Source organism: Candidatus Devosia phytovorans (assembly GCA_029202405.1).
Taxonomy (GTDB): domain Bacteria; phylum Pseudomonadota; class Alphaproteobacteria; order Rhizobiales; family Devosiaceae; genus Devosia; species Devosia phytovorans.
On sequence record CP119312.1, the window covers coordinates 353,118 to 375,999 of the forward strand.

The window sequence follows — 22,882 nt, forward strand, 5'->3', positions numbered from 1 at the left end:
ATCCGGATGCCGGTGCGATGGGAGGTTCTATTGAGAAAGCATGTTTATGCCCTTGGCGGGGCAGGACTATTCTTGTCCGTTTCACTGTTGGCGGTTTCAGCGCAGACGGCGCCGACCACGCCGCCCGATCCGCCGAAGTTCGACGCCCAGCAGGTTCCGACCTTTGTGGGCGTCAAGGATATCCTCGAATTCAAGGCGCTGCCCGAGTATCACGAGCCTGACTTTGTGAAGGCCTTCGTCGATGCCGGCAAGCTGCCGCCGGTGGCCGAGCGCCTGCCCAAGGAGCCGATGGTCTACAAGACCGCCAACATGCCCGATGGCACTGGCGTCTATGGCGACGTGATCCGCCATGTGATCGGCGGCCGTCCGGAAGGCTGGAACTATTCGGCCGGCCAGACCCAGGGTTGGGGCGGCATCGATATCGGCCTCTCCGAATGCCTGACCCGTACCGGTCCGCTGTTCCAGGTGCGCGCCGAGGAACTCGAGCCGCTGCCGAACCTGGCCAAGAGCTGGGAATGGTCGGAAGATGGTCATGAGCTGACCATGCATCTGATCGAAGGCGCGAAGTGGTCCGATGGCGATGCCTTCGACAGCGAAGACATCATGTTCTACTGGAACGATGTGATCATCGATCCGCAGGTCACCCCGCTCAACGGCGCGTCGCCGGAAACCTTTGGCGAAGGCACGACGCTCGAAGCGATAGACGAATACACGGTCAAATGGACCTTCAAGGAGGTTCGCCCGACGCAGTATCTCTATTCGATGGCCTATGGCAATTTCTGCCCCGGCCCGAGCCATATCCTCAAGGCCGAACATCCGGCCTACAAGGATGGCGCGACCTACGACCAGTTCAAGAATGCCTTCCCGCCGGAATATCTCGGCATGCCGACCATGGGCGGCTGGGCACCGGTCGAATATCGCGCTGACGACATCATCGTGCTGCGCCGCAACCCCTATTACTGGAAGGTCGACGAGGCCGGCAATCAGCTGCCCTATCTCGACGAAATGCAGTATCGCCTGTCGACCTGGGCGGATCGCGACGTGCAGGCCGTGGCCGGCTCGGGCGATCTTTCCAACCTCGAACAGCCGGAAAGCTTCGTCGAAGCCCTGCGCCGTTCGGCGGAAGACACGGCTCCAGCCCGTCTGGCCTTTGGTGCCCGCACGATCTCCTACTCGGTCTATCCGAACCTTTCGGCCAATGGCTGGGGTGAGCCGGATGCCCGCGGCCAAGCCGTGCGCGAACTCAACCGCAATCTCGATTTCCGTCTTGCGGTGACCTATGGCCTCAATCGCCAGGCCCTGGGCGAAGCGCTGGTGCGCGGTCCCTTCACCTCGCCCTATCCGGGCGGGTTGATGGTGCCGACCAGCTACTATGACAAGGACTCGACGGTCTATTATCCCTTCTCGGCCGATGACGCGAAAGCCCATCTCGAAAAGGCCGGTCTCGTCGATACCGACGGCAATGGCTTCGTGAACTTCCCGGCCGATGTGCAGGGCGGGGCAGACGTGCAGATCACCATGCTGTCGACCTCCGACTACCAGACGGACAAGAGCCTTGCAGAAGGTGTCATTGCCCAGATGGAAGCCATTGGCCTCCGCGTCATTCTGGCCTCGCAGGCCGGTAATCAGCGCGATGCCAATGAACAGGCCGGCAAGTTCGACTGGACGCTGCGTCGTAACGACTCCGAACTGATCACCGTCGTGCAGAACACCCAGAACCTGGCTCCGACCGGCCCGCAGATCTCCCGCGGTCACCGTGCCGGTTCGGATGGCACGCAGGACCTGCTGCCCTTCGAAGAGGAAATGGTTGCCGCTGTCGAAGGCTTCGTCGGCACGGCTGATCCGGAAGAGCGCATCGAACTGATGAAGACCTATCAGCAGGTCTCGACCGAGAACGTCTATGGCTGGGGCCTGACCCAGTATCCGGGCGCGCTGATCATCAACAAGCGCTTCGTCAATGTGCCTCCGGGCACGCCGATCCTGCAGTTCAACTGGGCAGAAGACGGCCTCATCCGTGAGCGTCTCTATGTGCCGGAAGACCAGCAGTCGACGGCCGAACTGTTCCCCGACACGCTGCCTGGCGCTCCGGGCAAGGGCAATGGCCCGATCACGGCCAACTAGGCTGGGCTTTGAACAGGGCAGGGGCCTTCGGGCCCCTGCCGACCAGATCAGACTAAAGGGGAGGCCATTCAGGTGATCCGTTTTCTTTTATCGCGCATCTTGTCCGCGATCCCGATCCTGCTGCTTCTCAGCATCGTGACTTTCGTCATCATCCAGGCGCCTCCGGGCGACTATGGCGACTATATCCGTTCCATGGCGATCAACCAGGGCGGCGCTTCGGTGGAAGCCGCAGAAGCCCAGGCGGCTGCCTATCGCGCAGCCAATGGCCTCAATGACCCGTTGGTCATCCAGTATTTCCGCTGGCTCACCGGCATCCTGACGCGCTTCGATTTCGGGCATTCGCTCTATTTCAACAAGCCAGTCGGTGCCGTCGTTGCCGAGCGCCTGCCCGCCACGATCCTCTTGGCCCTCACCTGCCACGTGCTGGCTTCGGTCATCGGCATTTCGATGGGCATTGTTGCCGCGACCCGCCAGTATACCTGGATCGATACCCTCTTCGGCATCATCTCCTTCCTCGGCATGACCATTCCGCGTTTTCTCCTCGCGATTGTCATCCTCTACATCCTAGTCTTCCGCATGGGCGTGCAGGATGTGGGCAATTTCTTCTCGGCCAAATACGGCGGCGCGCCCTGGAGCTGGGACAAGTTCGTCGACCTGCTCAAGCATGTCTGGCCGATCATCGCCATCGCGACCTTCGGCGGGCTGGCCTACAACATGCGCGTGATGCGGGCGAACCTGCTCGACGTGCTCAATGCGCAATATGTCGAGACGGCGCGCGCCAAGGGCCTCAGCCGCGGTGCGGTGGTGCTCAAGCATGCGACCCCTAATGCGCTGCATCCGCTGATCGCCTATCAGGGCGTGGTGCTGCCCTATATGCTGACCGGCGAAATCGAAGTGGCCATCGTCTTCGGTCTGGCGACGGTCGGTCCCGCCATCACCGGTTCGATGGCCGTGGGCGACGTTTGGGTCACGGCCACCTTCATGCTGGTGCTGGCCACCACTCTGATCATCGGCAACATCATCTCGGATGTGCTGCTGGCGCTGCTTGATCCGCGTATTCGTCTCGGAGGCGCATGATGGCTCGCGACACAATCGACCAATCCATTCCGCTGCCGCCCGATGCCGGCACGGCCGCGCCAACCCCGGCCACCGAACCCGTGGTCGAGCAGAAGCTCAACCCGCGCTATGCCGGCAGCGAAAGCTATCAGACCCTGGTCTGGCGGCGCATGCGTCGCTCCTTCATGGGCATGCTGGGCGTCACGCTGGTGTCGCTGATGCTGATCATCGCGGTCTTCGCCGACTTCTTCGCGCCGATCGATCCCAAGGCCGCCAATATCGGCTTTGCCCCGCCCGATACGCTGAGCTTCGTGCGGCAAGACGGCAGTTTTTCGCTGTTGCCGGTGGTCTATCCGCTGTCGGAAGGCGGCGAGCTCGATCCGATCACCTTCCAGCCCATCATCGGGCCGGACTATGAGAACCCGACCGAGTTCGGCTTTTTCGTTCAGGGATATTCCTATCAGATCCTCTGGTTCATTCCGGCCAATATCCACTTCTTCGGCGCCACCGATCCGGCCAAGACGGTGCATCTCTTGGGCACCGACAAATTCGGGCGAGACATTCTCTCGCGCGGGATCGTTGGCTCACGCATCTCGCTGACAATCGCGCTGATCGTGACGTTGATCACGACGGTAGTCGGTACACTGGTGGGCATTACCTCGGGTTATCTCGGCGGACGCTTTGATAGCTGGACGCAGAAGTTCGTCGAATTTGTCCTCGCCTTCCCGCAATTACCGCTCTACCTGGCACTGACCTCGCTGATCCCGATCACGGCGCCATCCAATATCTTCATCGCCTTCGTCATTGGCGTCATGGCGGTGCTGGGCTGGGCGCAGTTGAGCCGCGAGGTTCGGTCCAAGACGCTGTCGCTGGCCCGCATCGACTATGTGCGTGCTGCAATTGCGGTGGGTTCGCCCGATAGCCGCATCATCACGCGGCATATCCTGCCCAATGTGATGAGCCATGTGATCGTGGCAGTGACCCTGTCGGTGCCCTCGGTCGTGCTGCTCGAAAGCTTCCTCGGTTTCCTTGGCTTTGCCGTCAAGCCGCCGCTGATCTCCTGGGGCCTGATGCTGCAGGACACCAGTTCCTTTTCGGTGATCGGCTCCTATCCGTGGATCTTGTCGCCCGTCATTTTCGTGCTGATCACCGTCTTCGCCTTCAATGCGCTGGGCGATGGGCTGCGCGATGCGATCGACCCCTATTGAGGATCAGGCCATGACCCAGACAACCAGCCAGCCTGTTTCCAATACCCGTCACGATCACGGCGCCCATGAGCGCGAGCTGATCCTCGATGCGCGCAATATCGGTGTCGACTTCAAGGTCGAGGGCGGCACTGTACACGCCGTTGAAGACGTGTCGTTCCAGCTGCACAAGGGCGAGACCATTGCCCTTGTGGGCGAAAGCGGTTCGGGCAAGTCGGTGACCGCCCGTACCCTGATGAAGCTTCTGACCAAGCGCGCGACCATCCTGCCCAATGCCCGGATCACCATGTCCGGCAAGGATGTGGTCGCGATGAGCGAAAAGCAGATGCAGAAGCTGCGTGGCAATGACATCGCCATGATCTTCCAGGAGCCGATGAGCTCGCTCAACCCGGTCTATACCGTTGGCCAGCAGATCTGCGAGATCATCCACCTGCACAACCGCGTCTCCCGCGCCGAGGCGATGAAGCGGGCCGAGGATCTGCTCACCGAAGTGCAGATCCCCGAGCCCAAGGCGCGGCTCAACAATTATCCGCACCAGCTTTCGGGCGGGCAGCGCCAGCGCGTGATGATCGCCATGGCGCTGGCCAACCGGCCGGATATCCTGATTGCCGACGAACCGACCACGGCGCTGGACGTGACGGTGCAGGCGCAGATCCTGCATCTGATCAACGACCTCAAGGTCAAGTATGGCATGGCGGTGATCCTGATCACCCATGACCTGACCGTGGTTCGCCAGTTCAGCGACTATGTCTATGTGATGCAGAACGGCAAAGTGCAGGAGCACAATGCCACCGAGGCTTTGTTCGCCAATCCGACCCATGCCTATACGAAACACCTGCTGGCCTCCGAGCCCAAGGGCACGGCGCTGCCGCTGACCGAGGGCCAGCATGAGACGGTGCTCGAAGGCAAGGACGTCAAGGTCAGCTTCACGTTGAAGCGCGGTGGCTTCTTCAAGCCCGACTTCTTCGAACTCAAGGCGGTCGACAGTCTCGACATCAAGCTGATGCGCCACGAGACGCTGGGCATTGTGGGCGAGTCAGGCTCGGGCAAGACCACCTTTGGCCAGGCGCTGATCCGGCTGATCAACAACCAGGGCGGGGAAATCCTGTTTGACGGCGAGCGCATCGACCAGAAGGATCGCACGGCGATGCGGCCGCTGCGCAGCCGGATGCAGATCGTGTTCCAGGATCCCTTCGCCTCGCTTAATCCGCGTATGTCGATCCGCCAGATCATCGAGGAGGGCCTCGTCGTCAATGGCATCGGCGCCAATACCAATGAGCGTGTCGAGCGCGTGCGGCAGGCGCTGCGCGATGCGGGCATGCCCGATACCATCCTCAACCGCTTCCCGCATGAGTTTTCGGGCGGGCAGCGCCAGCGCATCGCCATCGCCCGGGCCATTGCGCTCGAGCCCGAGTTCATCCTGCTCGACGAGCCGACCTCGGCGCTCGACCTGTCGGTCCAGGCCCAGATCATCGACCTGCTGCGCAAGCTGCAGAACGAAAAGGGCCTCTCCTATCTCTTCATCAGCCACGACCTCAAGGTCGTGCGCGCCCTCTGTCACCGCGTCATGGTCATGCAGCATGGCAAGATCGTGGAGCAGGGGCCGGTGGCCGATGTCCTCACCAATCCCCAGACCGAATATACGGCCCGCCTGGTGCGCGCCGCATTCGAAATAGCCGCCTAATCGGAGCATCCCAATGGCAAATCCAAAGATCACCTTCATCGGCGCCGGTTCGGCCGTGTTCATGAAGAACATCGTCGGCGACATCCTGCAGCGCCCAGCCCTGACCGGCGCCACCATTCGCTTGATGGACATCAACCCGACGCGCCTCGAAGAGAGCGAGATCATTGCCAAGAAGCTGATCGCGACGCTGGGCGTCTCGGCGACTGTCGAGACCTATTCCAACCAGCGCCAGGCGCTGGATGGCACCAATTTCGTCGTCGTCTGCTTCCAGATCGGTGGCTATGAGCCGTCGACCGTGATCGATTTCGACGTGCCCAAGAAGTACAATCTGCGCCAGACCATCGCCGATACGCTGGGCGTGGGCGGCATCATGCGCGGCCTGCGCACCGTGCCGCATCTGTGGAGCATCTGCGAGGACATGCTGCAGGTCGCGCCCGATGCGATCATGCTGCAATATGTGAACCCGATGGCCATCAACACCTGGGCGATCTCGGAAAAGTATCCGACGATCAAGCAGGTCGGCCTCTGCCACTCGGTGCAGGGCACGGCCATGGAACTGGCCCATGATCTCGAGATTCCCTACGAGGAAATCCGCTACAAGTCGGCCGGCATCAACCACATGGCCTTCTATCTCAAGTTCGAACATCGCCAGGCCGACGGGTCCTATAAGGATCTCTACCCGGCGCTGTTCAAGGCCTATGCCGAAGGCCGTGCGCCCAAGCCGACCTGGAATCCGCGCTGCCCCAACAAGGTGCGCTACGAGATGATGACGCGGCTGGGCTATTTCGTCACCGAAAGCTCGGAGCACTTCGCCGAATACACGCCCTATTTCATCAAGGAAGGGCGCGAGGACATCATCGAGAAGTTCGGGATCCCTCTGGACGAGTACCCGAAACGCTGTGTCGAGCAGATCGCCAAGTGGAAGAAGACCTCCGAGGACTACAAGTCGGCTGACCGCATCGAGGTCAAGCAGTCCAAGGAATATGCCTCATCCATCGTCAACTCGGTGTGGACCGGCGAACCTTCGGTGATCTATGGCAACCTGCGCAACAATGGCGTCATCACCAACCTGCCCAACAATGCCGCCGTCGAAGTGGCGTGCCTGGTCGATGACAATGGGCTGCAGCCGACTTTTGTCGGCGACCTGCCGCCGCAGCTGACGGCGCTGATCCGCACCAATATCAATGTGCAGGAACTGACCGTTGCGGCGCTGATGACCGAAAATCGCGAGCATATCTACCATGCCGCGATGATGGACCCCCATACGGCCGCCGAACTTGATCTGGAGCAGATCTGGAACCTCGTCGACGATCTCACCGAAGCCCATGGCAGCATGCTGCCGGAATGGGCTCGCGGCTCCCGGAAGCAGCGCGTGGCGTAAGTTTCGCGGCGCAACAGTCCTCCCACTGCTTCCATAGAACGGCCCGGCACTCCCTGCCGGGCCGTTTGGTTTTAGCCGCTGACGGCGCGGCGGCCGGCGGCGCGAAATTCGAGCGGGGCACTACCCTTGCGACGTCGCAGCACCTTGGCGAGGTAGTTGCCGTCGGCAAAGCCGGTCGCAGCGGCGATTTCCGAGACAGTCATCTCTGTCGCCAACAGCAGGCGCTCGACGCGTTCGAGGCGCTTGTTCAGCACAAGGTCGGAGGGTGCCATGCCGAGCGCGGCACTGAAGCTGCGCACGAAATGGCCACGGCTCATTTCGGCAACGCCGGCCAGCCGGTCGACGGGCAGGGGCGCGGCGATATTGGCTTCCACATATGCCAGTGCGCGGGCAATGCCGGCGGGTAACGGCTGCTCGGGGGCGGCGCGATCGCCAAAGACGGCATCATGCAGGCTGGTCATCGCGGAATAGGCGGCATTGGATGCCAGGCCGGGCGTGGCGTCCTGCATCTGCAGCATGGTGAGGCAGGCGGCGGCGAGGCGGTCGATCTGTGCCGGCGTCGGCTCCAGCACCGGGCCGGCGCTATCGAGGATTTCGCGGGCGAGGCGTAGTGCCTCGCGGCCATTGAGCAACAGCCAGAAATATTCCCACTCGCCGCCGCGGTCGAGCCAGTAGCGATGGGCATGGGGCATGGTGACCAGCATGGTGCGGCCGGGGGTCAGGCGGTGGCGGGTGCCGGCATAGTCGAGCCGGCCTTCGCCGAGCGTCGTGTGCTGGATGACGAGAAAGGGCGATGAGCCGCGCTGCATGCCGTCCCAGGAATAGACCTCGTTGCGGCGCTGCTCATAGCCGGCGCTGATGCCCATGCAATGGAGCGGCGCGGCGCTGCGCGGCAGGGTGAGGCTGCGAATGTCATGGCCGTGTTGGAGGAGCTCGGAAAGCACAAAATTACCCGCGATGGCACAAGTCTTCTCTACCACTCATGGGCCCGTCAACGCTAGCAATGTGTCAACGAATTCGCCTCGTCGGTGAATCCTGGAGGAACCCCATGTCATTCAAAGTTACGGTCATCGGCGCCGGTTCGATCGGCTTCACCAAGACCCTGATTTCGGACCTGCTCAAGGTGCCGGAATTCGTCGATTGCGAATTCGCGCTGACCGATCTCAACCCGCATAATCTTGATATGGTGAAGCAGGTTATCGAGACAATTGTCTCGGTCAACAAGCTGCCGGCCAAGGTTACGGCGACCACCAACCGCCGCGAAGCCATCACCGGCGCGCGCTATGTCATGTCTTGCGTCCGCGTCGGCGGGCTCGAAGCCTTTTCGACCGATATTGCCATTCCGCTCAAATATGGCGTCGACCAGTGCGTCGGCGACACGATCTGCGCCGGCGGCATTCTCTATGGCCAGCGCAACATCCCGGTCATTCTCGATTTCTGCAAGGATATCAGGGAAGTGGCCGAGCCCGGCGCGCTGTTCCTCAACTATGCCAACCCGATGGCGATGAACACCTGGGCGGCCGATCTCTATGGCGGCGTCGATGTCGTCGGCCTCTGCCATGGCGTGCAGCACGGCGCGCATCAGATCGCCAATGTGCTGGGCGTGCGCGATGACGAGTTGGACTATGTCTGCTCGGGCATCAACCACCAGACCTGGTATATCGACATCCGCGCCAAGGGCCGGAAGATCGAGGCGGACGAGTTGCTTGCGGGCTTCGAAAAGCATCCGGTCTATTCCAAGCAGGAAAAGGTCCGCATCGACGTCCTCAAGCGCTTCGGGGTCTATTCCACCGAGTCCAACGGGCATCTGAGCGAATACCTGCCCTGGTATCGCAAGCGTCCCGAGGAGATCGGCCGCTGGATCGACATGAGCGACTGGATCCATGGCGAAACCGGTGGCTACCTCCGCTATTCGACCGAGCGCCGCAACTGGTTCGAGACCGACTTCCCGATGTTCAAGGAACAGGCTGCCAAGCCGCTCAGCGAACACAAGCGGACCAGCGAACACGCCAGCTATATCATCGAGGCAAAAGAAACCGGCCGGGTCTATCGCGGCCATTTCAACCGCCGCAACAATGGCATCATCACCAACCTTCCGGATGACGCGATCATCGAAAGCCCCGGCTATGTCGATCGCTTCGGCATCAACATGATCGAAGGCATCACCCTGCCGACGGCTTGCGCCGCGACCTGCTCGGTGTCGGTGTCGGTACAGCGCCTGTCGGTCGAGGCGGCGATGACTGGCAATATCGATACGCTGAAACTGGCCGTGCTGCATGACCCGCTGGTCGGCGCCATCTGCACGCCGGACGAGGTCTGGGCCATGGTCGACGAGATGGTCGTTGCCCAGGCGCAGTGGCTGCCGCAGTATGCCGACGCCGTGCCGGCAGCGCGTGAGCGCGTGGCCAAGTCGACGGTCAAGACGCGCGACTGGCAGGGTGCCGCGCGCAAGCAGGTGCGCTCGGTCGAAGAACTGCGCGAAGTTGTCGGTGGCCACCACTGACGTAAATATCAATGTCCTCCCGGACGTTGGGCGCCCCTTGCGGGCGCCCTTTTTGTTGATGGCGCGACGCTGGCTCTTGCCCTGCTCAAAAAACGCAAATATTGCGTAGGCGTATGGGCGGAGGTTGTCGTGGTTCAGAAGCGGGCAAACCAGGCGGATATTGCGGAGCGATTGGGCGTTTCGGTGAGCACGGTTTCGCGTGCGCTGGCCAATGAAATTGGCATCAGCGACGCCGTGCGGGCGGATGTGCAGCGGGTGGCACGGAGCCTGGGTTATAAATCCAAGCGTAGCCTGTCGGCGGTGGTGGGGGACAAGAAAGCCGTAGCGCTGGTGCCGCTGGGCAGTGCGACCAGTGGCTTGGCGGGGTTCTATTTCGGCATTGTCGAGGGGATGCGCGAGCAGGCGGCGAGCATGGGCATGGCGCTCGATGTGCGGCTGGTCAATGAATCCGTGGTGACGCTGGACCTGGTGAAAAAGCAGGTGGCGCAGGGCAATGCGGGTGGCGTGTTGCTGGCGGGGATCGATGCCTGGGACGAGCTGGCGGAATGGTCGGACGCGGCGGAGGTGCCAGTGGTACTGGTCAATGGCAGTGACCCGCAGATGCGGCTGAGTTCGGTGTCGCCGGCCAATTTCTACGGCGCCTATATGGCGACGGAGCGGCTGCTAAAGGCCGGTCATCGCAGGATTTTGCACTTCACCCACCACTACAGGCCGACCATAAGGCAGAGGCAACGGGGCTTTGAGCAGGCGATTGCCAGGACGCCGGGCGCTGTGGGGGTGATCGTCAATGACGATGATCGCAAGACCATGGAATTGCTGGCAGATATTCTTGCTGGCAAGCATGACGTGACGGCGGCTTTCATCTGGAACGACATTGCCGCGGTGGAAATGCTGGATGGGCTTTATGGACCGGAAAGCCCCTTGAAGCCTGGCTTTTCCATCGTGGGCTTCGACGATCTGCCACTGGCTGGCATGGCGACGCCGCGGCTCAGCACGATGCGGGTGGATCGCGAGGCGATCGGACGCGGTGCGGTGCGACTGCTCAGTGAGCATATGGACGGCGAGCGCGCGATTCAGCAGCTGGAGATCGGCGTCAGCATGGTCGAGGGCGAGACCGTTTTTAGCGTCTGATCCGGTCGCACTTTCCCTGAAATTGTTAGCAGACTGTTAGCATCGAGCGTCTCCGAACGCGTGTTTTCGCTGTTCTATGTCATTGGCTTAAAACCGCTTTCTGAATGAATTTGCGTAACTTGCGCGATTTGCGCAAAATACTTGCGACTACGCAAAATCTGACCTACCTTGCATTTGCGCCTCAAGGCGCTGGGGCCGCAACGATGGCCGGGAGTGATGACCGGGGACTTGCCCCGACGGAGGGAGGACGGAATGAGGAAAGACTTTGTCTTCGGCCTGGGCGGGGCGGTTGCGCTTGCCGCCATGATGGCCGCGGCTGTGCCCGCCCTGGGCCAGCAGCAATCGCCGGTGCTCGACGCAGCGGTGGAGAGCGGGGAGCTACCAGCCCTGGCCGACCGCCTGCCGAGCGATCCGCTGGTGATCACGCCGGTCGAGAGTGTCGGCACCTATGGCGGCACCTGGCGTTCGGCGCTGCGCGGTGGCGGCGACAATGCCTGGATCTCGCGCACCGTCGGCTATGATGGCTTGGTGCGTTACGACCGCGAGTGGAAGGAAATCATCCCCAATCTCGCTGCGAGCTGGGAAATCAGCGAGGACGCCAAGACCTATACGTTCAAGCTGCGCGATGGCCTCAAGTGGAGCGATGGCGAGCCCTTCACCTCCGCCGATGTCGCCTTTGCCATGGAGGTCTTCCAGACGCCCAGCTATGCGGCCGGGTCGTTCATGAAGAACCCCAATAACAAGGTCTCGATCGAGATCGTCGATGACACCACGTTCAAATATGTCTTCGAAAAGCCCAATGGCATCCTGCTCGACGAGCTGGCCAGCGTGAACGGCATCAACCCTGTCTCGCTGCCCGAGCATTATTGCGGCCAGTTTTTCCCGGGCACCAATGAAGCCGCGTCGGAAGAGGCGAAAGCGGCCGGGTTCGAGACCTGGGAATTGTGGATGGAAGACCGCTGCGCCTGGGGCAATGAAACCATCCGCTACGCCAACCCGGAAATTCCGACGCTGATGGCCTGGATGGTCGAGGAGCCGCTGACCGGCTCGGCGACCCGCCTGACCTTTGTGCGCAATCCCTATTACTGGAAGGTCGATACCGAGGGGAACCAGCTGCCCTATATCGACAAGCTCGACATGCGCGTGTCGGACTCGGTGGAAGAAATTACGCTGATGGCCCTCAATGGCGAGATCGACTACCAGGACCGCCACATCGCCACGACGATCAACCAGCCGCTGTTCTTTGATGGGCAGGAAGCCGGTGGTTATCACCTCGGCGCCAATGTCAGCGCCCATTCCAACAATATGGCGCTGCAGTTCAACTTCAACCATGTCGACCCCAAGCGGGCCGAGCTGTTCCAGAACAAGGATTTCCGCATCGGCATTTCCCATGCCCTCGACCGGCAGGAAATCGTCGACGTGGTGTTCACTGGCGAAGGCGAGCCCTACCAGGTCGCGCCGCGTCCAGAGTCGGTCTATTACGACGAGGAATATGCCAAGCAGTATACCGAGTTCGACCCCGAGCTTGCGGCCCAGCATTTCACTGCTGCTGGCTTGGTGCAGGGCGGGGACGGCATGTGGACCTTTGCCGATGGCACGCCGCTGGTGCTGACCATCGACATCATCGCGGCGCTGCGCCCCGAATGGGTCGACATCATGGAACTGGTACAGCTGCAGCTGGCCGGTGCCGGCATCAAGATCGAGATCAACAACATCGACCGCACACTCTATTACGACAAGCGCCCAGCCGGCGAATATGACGCCCAGGTGTGGACGGGCGACGGTGGCCTCGATGTGGTGCAGGAGCCGCGCTACTACATGGCCTTCTCCGACGAATCCGTCTGGGCCTTCCGCTGGGTGCAGTGGTGGCAGGGCACCAATCCGGAAATCGCCGAAGAGCCAGCCGACTGGGCCAAGCAGCAGATGGATCTCTATGACCAGCTGCGGGCTGAAGGGGATGCTACCAAGCGCGAAGCGCTGATGAAGCAGATCCTGGTCATCGGCAAGGAGAACTTCCCGGTCATCGGCATCAACCTGCCCGGACCCGGCTACTACATCGCCCGCAACAATCTCAAGAACGTCCCGGCCGATATGCTGTTCGCCTACCTGTTCCCGACGCCGGCACCCTATGATCCGTTCCAGTGGTATTTCGCCGCCGAGTAACGGATCCCTCCCGCTCCTCGCGGCCCTCCCTGGCCGCGAGGAGTTCGAAGGCGGCGAAGATGTTTTTCGCTGCGTACCCCCTCCTAGCCTCCCCCTGAAAAGGGGGAGGGACCGTGCGGTGGGCTGGGCACGATTTTGCCCCAAACTCGATCTGTCCCTCCCCCTATCAGGGGGAGGCTAAGAGGGGGTATCCCCAGATATAAGTTGAGGAGACGCCGAAGTGCTGCGTTTCATTTTCAAGCGGCTGATCGCCATGGTCCTGACCATATGGGCCGTTTCGATCGTGGCCTTTGCCATCATCCAGCTGCCGCCTGGCGATTACCTGACCACCTATATGGCTTCGCTTGCGGCCAATGGCGATCGCGTGGACCCCGCGCAGATCGAGGCGCTGCGCCAGCGCTATGGCTTTGGCGAGCCCTTCCTCGTGCAATACTGGAAATGGTTTTCGGGGATTTTGACCCGCGGCGATTTCGGCCAGAGCTTTGAGTGGAAAGCGCCGGTGACGAGCCTGATCTGGGGGCGGCTGGGCAATTCCATCCTGCTCGAAGGCGTGGCCGTGATGGTGATGTGGCTGGTGGCCCTGCCGATCGGCATCTATGCCGCCGTGCGCAAATATTCCTTTGGCGATTACCTCACGACCATCGGTGGCTTCATCGGCCTCGCCATTCCCAATTTCCTCTTCGCGCTGATCCTGATGTATTTGAGCTATGTGTGGTTCGGCACGACGATCGGCGGGCTGTTCTCGCCGCAGTTCGAACAGGCGCATTGGAGCCTGCCACGCATCTGGGATTTTCTGACCCATGCCTGGGCGCCGATCCTGGTGCTGTCGACGGCGGGGACGGCGGAGCTGATCCGCATCCTGCGCGCCAATCTGCTCGATGAGCTCAAGAAGCCCTATGTGACGACGGCGCGGGCCAAGGGGCTGAGCGAATTCCGCACCATCATGAAATATCCGGTGCGGGTGGCGCTCAATCCGCTGGTTTCGACCATCGGCTGGCTGCTGCCGGCGCTGGTGTCGAGTTCGGTCATCGTTTCGGTGGTGCTCAACCTGCCAACGGCTGGGCCGCTGCTGCTGCGCTCGCTGACCAGCCAGGACATGTTTCTTGCCGGCGCGATCATCATGCTGCTCGGCATTCTGACGGTGATCGGCACGCTGGTCTCTGACCTGCTGCTCGCCTGGATCGACCCCCGCATTCGCTACGGGAGCAAGTAATGGCCGTGGACACTCTTCCCCATGCAGACGTTGAAGCCCCGGTCGTTCGTCGTGCCAAGCGCGAAAGCCAGTTCGGGCTGATGTGGCGCCGCTTCAAGCGGCACAAGCTGGCGCTGGTGAGCCTGTGGATCGTGGTGCTCTTCTATCTGGTCGCCATTCTGGCCGACTTCCTGGCGCCGGCCGATCCTTCGGCCTATAGCGCGCGCTATACCTATGCGCCGCCGCAGGGCCTGCAGCTTTTCTCGACCAGCGAGGATGGAGGCTGGCAGTTCAATCCGCATGTGAATGGCTATTCCAGCGAGATCGACCGCGCCGCCATGCGGCGGACCTTTGTCGTCGATCCGACGATCCAGAATCCGGTGCGGTTCTTTGCGCCGAGCGAGCCCTATACTCTGATGGGTTTCATTCCGATGAGCGTGAAGCTGATCGGCGTCGAGAACCCGCGCGACCCCTTTTATATCCTGGGCGCCGATCGGCTGGGCCGGGATCTGCTCAGCCGCCTTATCCATGGCACGCGCATATCGCTGTCCATCGGCCTCGCCGGGGTGACGCTCAGCCTCTTCTTCGGCATCGTGATCGGCGGCTTTGCCGGCTATTACGGCGGCTGGTTCGACAGCGCGGTGATGCGCGTGGTGGAATTCATCCGCTCGATGCCAACAATACCCTTGTGGCTGGGGCTGGCGGCGGCGCTGCCCAAGGACTGGAGTGGGCTGCAGACCTATTTTGCCATCACGATCATCCTCAGCCTCATCGGCTGGACAGAACTGGCGCGCGTGGTCCGCGGGCGGTTCCTCAGTTTGAGGACCGAGGATTTCGTGACGGCGGCGCAGCTCGATGGCGCCAGTGACTGGCGCATCATCACGCGGCACATGGTGCCCAGCTTCATGAGCCATATCATTGCGGCGGCGACGCTGGCCATTCCGGGCATGATCCTTGCCGAAACGGCGCTGAGCTTTCTGGGCCTGGGCCTGCAGGCGCCGATCGTCAGCTGGGGCACGCTGCTGCAGGACGCGCAGAATATCCGCACGCTGGCCAGTGCGCCGTGGCTGCTGGCGCCGGGGCTTTGCGTCGTCGTCATCATCCTTGCCATGAACTTTTTCGGAGACGGCCTTCGTGATGCCGCTGATCCCCATGGACGATAAACCCATCCTTTCGATCGCCGACATGTCGATCGTGTTTTCGTCGCCTGACGAGGCTGACATCGAGGCAGTGCGGCAGGTCGACCTGACGCTGACGCCGGGCAAGACCCTGGCGCTGGTGGGGGAAAGCGGCTGCGGCAAGTCGGTGACGGCGCGGGCCGTGCTGCGGCTGCTGGACAAGAATGCGAAAATCCAGCGCGGTTCGATCCTGTTTGCGCCGGGGGACCAGGCGCCGACCGATATTGCGCGGCTGAAGCCCGACAGCCTGCCGCTGCGGGCCATCCGCGGCAACCAGATCTCGATGATCTTCCAGGAGCCGATGAGCTCGCTGTCGCCGGTGCATACGATTGGCGACCAGATCGACGAGATGGTGATCATTCACGAGCGGCTGAAGCCGAAACAGGCGCGGGAGCGCACGGTGGCGCTGCTCGACCAGGTGGGCATTCCCGGCGCGCGGGAGCGGGCCGATGCCTATCCGTTCCAGCTGTCGGGCGGCTTGCGGCAGCGGGCGATGATCGCCATGGCGCTGGCCTGTACGCCGCGCGTGCTGATCGCGGACGAGCCGACGACGGCGCTGGATGTGACGACGCAGGCGCAGATCCTGGATTTGCTGAAACAGTTGCAGGACGATTTCGGCATGGCCATGCTGTTCATCACCCATGACCTGGGCGTGGTGGCCGAAATCGCCGACGAAGTGGCGGTGATGTATCTGGGCGATGTGGTGGAGCAGGGCAGCGTCTTCGACGTCTTCGCGGCGCCGAAACACCCCTATACGCGGGCGCTGATGAGCTCCATTCCCAAGATGGCGCGCAAGGCCGACCGGGTGCGCCTATCACCGATCAAGGGCACGGTGCCGGCGCCGAAAGACCGGCCCGCGGGCTGTGCCTTTACCAGCCGATGTCCGCATGCCTTCGAGCCCTGCGCTTCGGTGCGGCCGGAGCGGACGCATGTCGGCGAGGGGCATCATGCGCGCTGTCACCTGCTGACGCGGCAGCCTGTGGAGGCGGTGGCATGAGCACGCTTCTGACCGTCGAAAACCTCTCGAAATATTTCACGCTGAGCGGCGGGCTGTTCGGCAAGGAGAGGCGGCTCGATGCGCTGACCGATATCAATCTCACCGTCGAGGCCGGGGAGACGCTGGCCATCGTGGGCGAGAGTGGCTGCGGCAAGACCACGCTGGGGCGCTGCATTATCAACGCACAGCCGTCGAGCGAGGGGCGGGTGGTCTATCATCCGAAGGCGGGCGGAGACATCGAGCTGACGGCGCTGAGCAAGCGGGAGATCAAGCCGTGGCGGCAGGATATCCGCATGATCTTCCAGGACCCGATGAGCTCGCTCAATCCCAATATGCGGGTCTTCGATATCGTCGCCGAGCCGCTGCGGATCCACAAGATCTGCAAGGGGCGGGCGCTTGAAGAGCGGGTGATTTCGGTGCTGGAAAAGGTCGGCATTCCGGCCGAGGCGGCGGGACGCTATCCGCATGCCTTTTCGGGCGGGCAGCGGCAGCGCATCGGCATTGCCCGGGCGCTGGTGCTGGACCCCAAGCTGGTGATTGCCGACGAGGCGGTGTCGGCGCTGGACGTTTCGATCCAGGCGCAGGTGCTGAACCTGCTGGAAGACCTCAAGGCCGAGTTCGGGCTGACCTATATCTTCATCAGCCATGACCTGGGGGTGGTCAACTATATCGCCGATAGGGTGGTGGTGATGTATCTCGGCCATGTGGTGGAGAATGCGCCCACGGAGATGCTCTTCGAGCGGCCGCGCCATCCCTATACCGAGCTGCTTCTGGAAGCCCTGCCGATTGCCGATCCCTTGCGGCGCAAGGGGCGGAAGACCGAAGCGCGCGGGGAAATCCCCTATCTGGGCAATCGGCCGGTCGGCTGTCCGTTCAACACCCGCTGCAAATATGCCGAAGACCGCTGCCGGAGCGAAAAGCCGAAGCTGCGCGCGATCCATGGCTCCGCGCAGGAAGCGGCCTGCCATTTCGCCGAAACACTCGATCTCAAGGGCGCTTACGAGACGCCTGCAAAGGAATATGCCTGATGACTTATGATCCGGTGAGCGCCAATCCACTGCATGGCAATCCGCTCAAGACCCGCGCCGATGTGGAGAAGGGGTTGCGGGACCTGTTCAATCCGCTGCTGCCGTTCTTTTCGGAAGGCGGGGCGCGCGTGCGGCTCGATGGGGCGGCGGCGCATTTCGATCGGGCGGCGGCGGACCTCGAAGGCTTTGCCCGGCCGCTGTGGGGGCTGACGCCCTTGGCGGCGGGCGGGGCGGAGTTCGACCATTGGGCGCTGTATCGCCGCGGGCTGGCCAATGGCACGGACCCGGAGCATCCGGAATATTGGGGGCAGGTCAATGCCACCGACCAGCGCATGGTCGAGCTGGCGGCGATCGGTTTTACCATGCGGCTGCTGCCGCATCTGGTCTGGGAGCCGCTCGACGAGAAAGCCAAAAGCAATCTTGCGGCCTATTTGAAGCATGCTCGCCAGTTTGACTATGCCGACAACAACTGGAAGTTCTTCCGGGTGCTGGTCGATCTGGGGCTGGAAGAATGCGGCGTGGAGTTCGACCGGTCGCTGACGGAAAAGTATCTCGAAGAGCTGGACGGGTTCTATCTCGGCGATGGCTGGTATCGCGACGGCAACGTGCGGCGGATCGATCATTACATCCCCTTTGCCATGCATTTTTACGGGCTGATCTACGCCAGGCTGGCGCGGGGCGACGCGAAGCGGGTGGCGGCCTACAAGGAGCGCGCCGAGCTGTTTGCGAAGGACATCCGGCACTGGTTCGATGACGAGGGCGGCACGCTGGCCTTCGGGCGGAGCCTCACCTATCGCTTTGCCTGTGGCGGGATCTGGGGGGCGCTGGCCTTTGCCGATGTCGAGGCGCTGCCTTGGGGCGAGATCAAGGGGCAGTTCCTGCGGCACCTGCGCTGGTGGGCGGACAAGCCGATCGCCAATCGCGATGGTATTTTGTCCATCGGCTATGGCTATCCGAACCTCTTCATGTCGGAAGGCTATAATTCGGCCGGTTCGCCCTATTGGGCGCTTAAAGCCTTCCTGCCGCTGGCTTTACCCGAGGATCATCCGTTCTGGGCGGCCGAGGAGAGTGGGGCGGTGACGGACGACAAGCCGGTGCCGCTCAAGCATCCCGGCATGGTGATGATGCATACGCCGGGCAATGTGGTGGGCCTGTCGAGCGGGCAGCAGAACTGGCAGATGCGGGCGGGGACGGAGAAATATGCCAAGTTCGCCTATGCCAGCCGCTATGGTTTTTCGGTGGAAGTGGACGAACGCGCCTATCAGATGGGTGCCTTCGATGGGGCGCTGGCCTTTTCGGATGACGGGCGGCATTATCGGGTGCGCGAAACCAGCGAGGTGGCGCAGATTGCCGGCGACACGCTGTTCTCGCGCTGGAAGCCGTGGAGCGATGTGACGGTGGAAACCTGGCTGATCCCGGCCAATCCCTGGCATATAAGGGTGCACCGGGTCACGACGCCGCGGGCGCTGCATGCGACCGAAGGTGGCTTTGCCATCGGGCGCGCCGATCTCAATGCGGATGAGTATATCGACGCGGTCGGTCGGGCGGTGGCCAAGAGCACGACGGATATCAGCGCCATTGTCGATCTCAATGGACAGCGCGAGGGGCGGGCGCATAAGGCCTATCCCAATACCAATCTGATCGTCGCCAAGACCATCGTGCCGCAGTTGCGCGGCGAGATCCCGGTGGGAACGACAGTACTGGTCACGGCGGCCCTGGCGCTGCCTGCGGGCGCGGGGGCGGAGGCGGCGTTGAACGCGGTGCCGGCGGCGCCCGACCTTGCGGCGCTCGAGACGCTGTTTGCCCGCGAGGGCAAGGATGTCAGCGCCATACTGGTGCCGGAGCGCTTTTGATGGGGTTCAAACTTGCCTTTGCCATGGCGGCCGACAAGACCAGGCATGTCTTTGACAGCCAGGCTCTGGCCCGGCTGGCGGCATGTTGCGACGTGGTGCGGGATGCGCCGCTGGAGGAATTCTCCAGTCCCCAAGCGCGTGCCGTGCTGGCGGAGATCGACATATTGGTGACCGGATGGGGCTGTCCGATGGTAACGCCGGAGGTGGTGCGCGCCGCGCCCAGGCTCAAGTTGATCGCGCATGCGGCGGGGACGGTCAAATATACGCTGGATGCAGCGGTCTACGAGGCGGGGATCAAGGTGACGCATGCGGCGGATGCCAACGCGGTGCCGGTGGCCGAATTCACCCTGGCCTCGATCATTTTTGCCAACAAGCGCGTGTTCGAACTGCGCGACCGCTATCGGGCCGATCCCGGCCGGCGCAGTGCCTATGCGCTGATGAACGAGCCGATCGGCAATTACCATCGCACGGTGGGGCTGGTCGGGGCGTCGCGCATCGGGCGCAAGGTGGCCAAGATGCTGGAAGGTTTCGATTTCACCGTGCTGGTGCATGATCCCTTTGTGCGGCAGGGCGATCCGGTGCTGGCGCAAGCTGAGCTTGTCGATCTCGATACGCTGATGGCGCGCTCGGATGTGGTGTCGGTGCATGCGCCGTCGCTGCCTTCGACAATGGGCATGATCGGGGTGCGGCAGTTTGCGCTGATGCAGGATGGTGCGGCGTTCATCAATACGGCGCGCGGTGCGCTGGTCGATGAAGCGGCTTTGATTGCCGCGTTGCAGAGCGGGCGCATTCATGCGGTGATCGACGTGACCGATCCGGAGATCCCGGAGGCTGGTTCGCCGCTCTACAGCCTGCCCAATGTCTTTTTGACGCCGCATGTGGCGGGAGCGGTGGGCATGGAGCGGCTGCGGCTGGGCGAGCTGGCGGTGGATGAAGTGGAACGCTTTGTTGCGGGGCAGAGAATGGAATTCGAGATCGAACCTGCGCTGCTGGAGCGGCTGGCGTGATGCTGGACAAGAACCCTGACGACGACGCCGAGCACGAAGCACGCCTGCAGTTCCTGACCTGGGATCGCAAGCCAGAAGACATTGAGAATCCGCAGCATCGGGCGCGGCAGGCGCATTGGAGCCGGGTGGCGGGGGCCAGCTTTCATCCGACGGCCTATGTGGCGGCGGAGGCGGCGATCTTCACTTCGCATCTGGTGCTGGGTGAGGCGAGCTGGATTGCCGGGCATGCGCTGGTGCGGGGCGATGTGGAGTTTGGCGCGCATAGCACGGTCAATCCCTATGCGATGATTTCGGGCAAGGTGCGCTGCGGCGATGGCGTGCGGATTGCCAGCCATGTGTCCATCGTCGGCTTCAACCACGGCTTTGATGACCCGACGGTGCCGATCCATGTGCAGAAGCATGAGACGCTGGGCATTGTCATCGAGGACGACGTGTGGATCGGCGCCAATGCGGTGGTGCTGGACGGAGTGACGGTGGGCAAGGGCGCAGTGATTGCGGCCGGAGCGGTTGTCAGCAAGGATGTGCCGCCGATGGCGATCGTGGGCGGTGTGCCGGCCAAGGTGGTGCGCTATCGCGGCCAGTCGGGCAGGAAGGATAGCGCGGCCATCCTGACGCGCTTCGGCGCGGCGGCGAAGAGCCAGTTGCAGGATGTGCTCGCCGCCTATCGCGAGGGCGAGGACTATGTGTCGCGCGAGGCAGATGGCGAAGTGCGTCGCAGCGCGCGGCATCGCAATGATGCCATCGAGCTGGCGGCGGGTTTCGATGCCGTGCCGGACGGGCTGGATGTCGCAGCGACGCTCAAGGAATTGCAGGCGCTGCAGGATCCCGAGACGGGGCTGTTTCCGGATCCGCATCGGCCGGTTGCGGCGGGAACGGCGATGCGCGACGATGGGCTAGCGCTCTATAATGTGCTGTCGGTCGGCTATGCCATCGAGGTGCTGGGCGGCAAGCCGCTGCACAAGGTCAGCGCTGTCGAGCTGGGCGCAACGGAACTCTGCGACTGGCTGGATGGGCTGCCGTGGCGGACGCGGGCCTGGTCGTCGGGGTCGGTGATCGACGCCATCGGCACGGCGCTCTATTTCAACGCGCGCTATTTCGATACCGGCCGGACGCGGGAGACACTGTTCGGCTGGCTGGCGCTGCATCAGGATCGGGCCAGCGGGCTCTGGGGGTCGTCGACGGCGGAGGAGGGCCTGTTGCAGCCGGTCAATGGTTTCTACCGGCTGACGCGCGGCACCTATGCCCAGTTCGGGCTGCCGGTGCCCAATGCCGAGCGGGCAATCGATTCTGCACTGCTCAACTATCGCAATTATGGCGGCTTTTCCGGTCGGACCTATACGGCCTGCAACCTGCTCGACACGATACATCCACTGCTGCTGTGCCTGAAACAGACCGACTACCGCCGGGCTGAAGCCGAGGCGGTGGCGCGGGCGGTGATCGGTCGGGTCGAGGAGCGCTGGGTGGATGGGCAGGGCTTTGCCTTTGCCGACGGGCAGGCGCCGAGCCTGCAGGGCACGGAAATGTGGCTGTCGGTGATCCATCTCGCGGGGCTGCTGCTGGGCGTGGAGGACAGTTTCGTCTTTGTGCCCAAGGGCGTGCACCGGACGCGCGCCGTGGGGTTGGGGCTATGAAAAAGGCATTGGTGGTTTGGGGCGGCATGGAGTTGCATACGCCCGAACGCGGCGCGCAGGTGGTGCGGGAACTGCTCGAAGCCGAAGGCTTTGCGGTGACGGTGACGGGCGACTATGACGCGCTGGGCGCCGAGGATGTTGGAGACAATGATCTTGTCGTGCCGGTGATCACCGATGGCACGCTGGCGCCGGAGAAAATGGCCAATCTGGTCAAGGCGGTGGGCGCAGGGACGGGGCTGGCGGGCTATCACATGGGGCTGGCGACGAGCTTTCGGGCCTCGGTGCCCTTCCGCTACATGGCCAGCGTCTACTGGGTGCAGCACCCAGGCAATATCATGACCTATCGGGTCGATGTCGGGGACAGCGATCTGCTCAAGGGGATCGAGAGCTTCGAGCATAGCAGCGAGCAGTATTACCTGAACTACGATCCGGCAGTGGATGTGCATGCCACCACCGTGTTTTCGGGGGCGGTGCATCCCTGGCGGAAGCAAGTGGTAATGCCGGTGGTGTTCACCACGATGTATGACCAGGGGCGGGTGTTTTACTCGTCGCTGGGGCATACGGCGGATGAGTTGGCGGGTGGTCCGGCGCGAGAAATCCTGCGGCGCGGGCTGGTTTGGGCGGCACGGTAGAAGAGTTTTTGTTGGGTACCCCCACCTAGCCTCCCCCTGAAAAGGGGGAGGGACCGTTCTGTGGTTGAGGCGAGATTGTGCCCCATACTCGATCAGTCCCTCCCCCTTTTCAGGGGGAGG

17 protein-coding genes are annotated in these 22,882 nt (G+C 62.5%); 16 read left to right on the forward strand and 1 reads right to left on the reverse strand.

From position 1 onward, the window contains the following. Positions 1–6: 6 nt before the first annotated feature. From P0Y65_01750 to P0Y65_01770, 5 genes are all read left to right on the forward strand, one after another. Entirely contained in the window at positions 7–2,121 is a 2,115-nt protein-coding gene (locus P0Y65_01750; protein WEK05000.1) for an ABC transporter substrate-binding protein, read from the forward strand. Between the two features lie 72 nt (positions 2,122–2,193). Continuing rightward, positions 2,194–3,198, forward strand: coding sequence for an ABC transporter permease (locus P0Y65_01755; GenBank protein WEK05001.1), 1,005 nt, complete (start codon positions 2,194–2,196; stop codon positions 3,196–3,198). Next, entirely contained in the window at positions 3,198–4,385 is a 1,188-nt protein-coding gene (locus P0Y65_01760) for an ABC transporter permease (GenBank protein ID WEK05002.1), read from the forward strand. Before P0Y65_01755 ends, P0Y65_01760 begins: the two co-directional genes overlap by 1 nt. A gap of 10 nt (positions 4,386–4,395) precedes the next feature. After that, positions 4,396–6,066, forward strand: coding sequence for an ABC transporter ATP-binding protein (locus tag P0Y65_01765; protein ID WEK05003.1), 1,671 nt, complete (start codon positions 4,396–4,398; stop codon positions 6,064–6,066). A 13-nt stretch (positions 6,067–6,079) separates the two neighbouring features. Further along, positions 6,080–7,447 (forward strand): alpha-glucosidase/alpha-galactosidase, encoded by a 1,368-nt coding sequence (locus P0Y65_01770; protein WEK05004.1) that lies wholly within the window; start codon positions 6,080–6,082, stop codon positions 7,445–7,447. Between the two features lie 71 nt (positions 7,448–7,518). Here P0Y65_01770 and P0Y65_01775 read toward each other — a convergent pair whose 3' ends face one another. Continuing rightward, positions 7,519–8,391, reverse strand: coding sequence for an AraC family transcriptional regulator (locus tag P0Y65_01775; GenBank protein ID WEK05005.1), 873 nt, complete (start codon positions 8,389–8,391; stop codon positions 7,519–7,521). Positions 8,392–8,495: 104 nt separating this feature from the next. Between P0Y65_01775 and P0Y65_01780 the strand changes: the two genes are divergently transcribed. The 11 genes from P0Y65_01780 to P0Y65_01830 all read left to right on the forward strand — a co-directional run bounded on the left by P0Y65_01780 (position 8,496) and on the right by P0Y65_01830 (position 22,762). Next, positions 8,496–9,950, forward strand: a complete 1,455-nt coding sequence (locus P0Y65_01780; GenBank protein ID WEK05006.1) for an alpha-glucosidase/alpha-galactosidase — start codon at positions 8,496–8,498, stop codon at positions 9,948–9,950. Between the two features lie 129 nt (positions 9,951–10,079). Continuing rightward, positions 10,080–11,081, forward strand: coding sequence for a LacI family DNA-binding transcriptional regulator (locus P0Y65_01785; protein ID WEK05007.1), 1,002 nt, complete (start codon positions 10,080–10,082; stop codon positions 11,079–11,081). A 252-nt stretch (positions 11,082–11,333) separates the two neighbouring features. Further along, entirely contained in the window at positions 11,334–13,244 is a 1,911-nt protein-coding gene (locus P0Y65_01790) for an ABC transporter substrate-binding protein (GenBank protein ID WEK05008.1), read from the forward strand. A 220-nt stretch (positions 13,245–13,464) separates the two neighbouring features. Continuing rightward, positions 13,465–14,457 carry an ABC transporter permease gene (locus P0Y65_01795; GenBank protein WEK05009.1) on the forward strand — a complete coding sequence of 331 codons (993 nt, stop codon included), beginning with the start codon at positions 13,465–13,467 and terminating at the stop codon, positions 14,455–14,457. Then, on the forward strand, positions 14,457–15,599 hold the full coding sequence (locus tag P0Y65_01800; protein ID WEK05010.1) for an ABC transporter permease: 1,143 nt from the start codon (positions 14,457–14,459) through the stop codon (positions 15,597–15,599). Before P0Y65_01795 ends, P0Y65_01800 begins: the two co-directional genes overlap by 1 nt. Next, complete coding sequence (locus P0Y65_01805) at positions 15,574–16,611, forward strand: ABC transporter ATP-binding protein (protein WEK06707.1); 1,038 nt, start codon at positions 15,574–15,576, stop codon at positions 16,609–16,611. Before P0Y65_01800 ends, P0Y65_01805 begins: the two co-directional genes overlap by 26 nt. After that, positions 16,608–17,639 (forward strand): ATP-binding cassette domain-containing protein, encoded by a 1,032-nt coding sequence (locus tag P0Y65_01810; GenBank protein WEK05011.1) that lies wholly within the window; start codon positions 16,608–16,610, stop codon positions 17,637–17,639. Before P0Y65_01805 ends, P0Y65_01810 begins: the two co-directional genes overlap by 4 nt. Continuing rightward, a complete protein-coding gene (locus tag P0Y65_01815) occupies positions 17,639–19,492 on the forward strand; it encodes a DUF2264 domain-containing protein (GenBank protein WEK05012.1) in 1,854 nt (617 codons plus the stop codon). The genes P0Y65_01810 and P0Y65_01815 overlap by 1 nt, the downstream gene beginning before the upstream one ends. Further along, complete coding sequence (locus P0Y65_01820) at positions 19,492–20,499, forward strand: hydroxyacid dehydrogenase (protein WEK05013.1); 1,008 nt, start codon at positions 19,492–19,494, stop codon at positions 20,497–20,499. Before P0Y65_01815 ends, P0Y65_01820 begins: the two co-directional genes overlap by 1 nt. Then, positions 20,499–22,130, forward strand: a complete 1,632-nt coding sequence (locus P0Y65_01825) for an acyltransferase (protein WEK05014.1) — start codon at positions 20,499–20,501, stop codon at positions 22,128–22,130. Before P0Y65_01820 ends, P0Y65_01825 begins: the two co-directional genes overlap by 1 nt. Then, positions 22,127–22,762 (forward strand): ThuA domain-containing protein, encoded by a 636-nt coding sequence (locus P0Y65_01830; protein WEK05015.1) that lies wholly within the window; start codon positions 22,127–22,129, stop codon positions 22,760–22,762. Before P0Y65_01825 ends, P0Y65_01830 begins: the two co-directional genes overlap by 4 nt. Positions 22,763–22,882 lie beyond the last annotated feature (120 nt).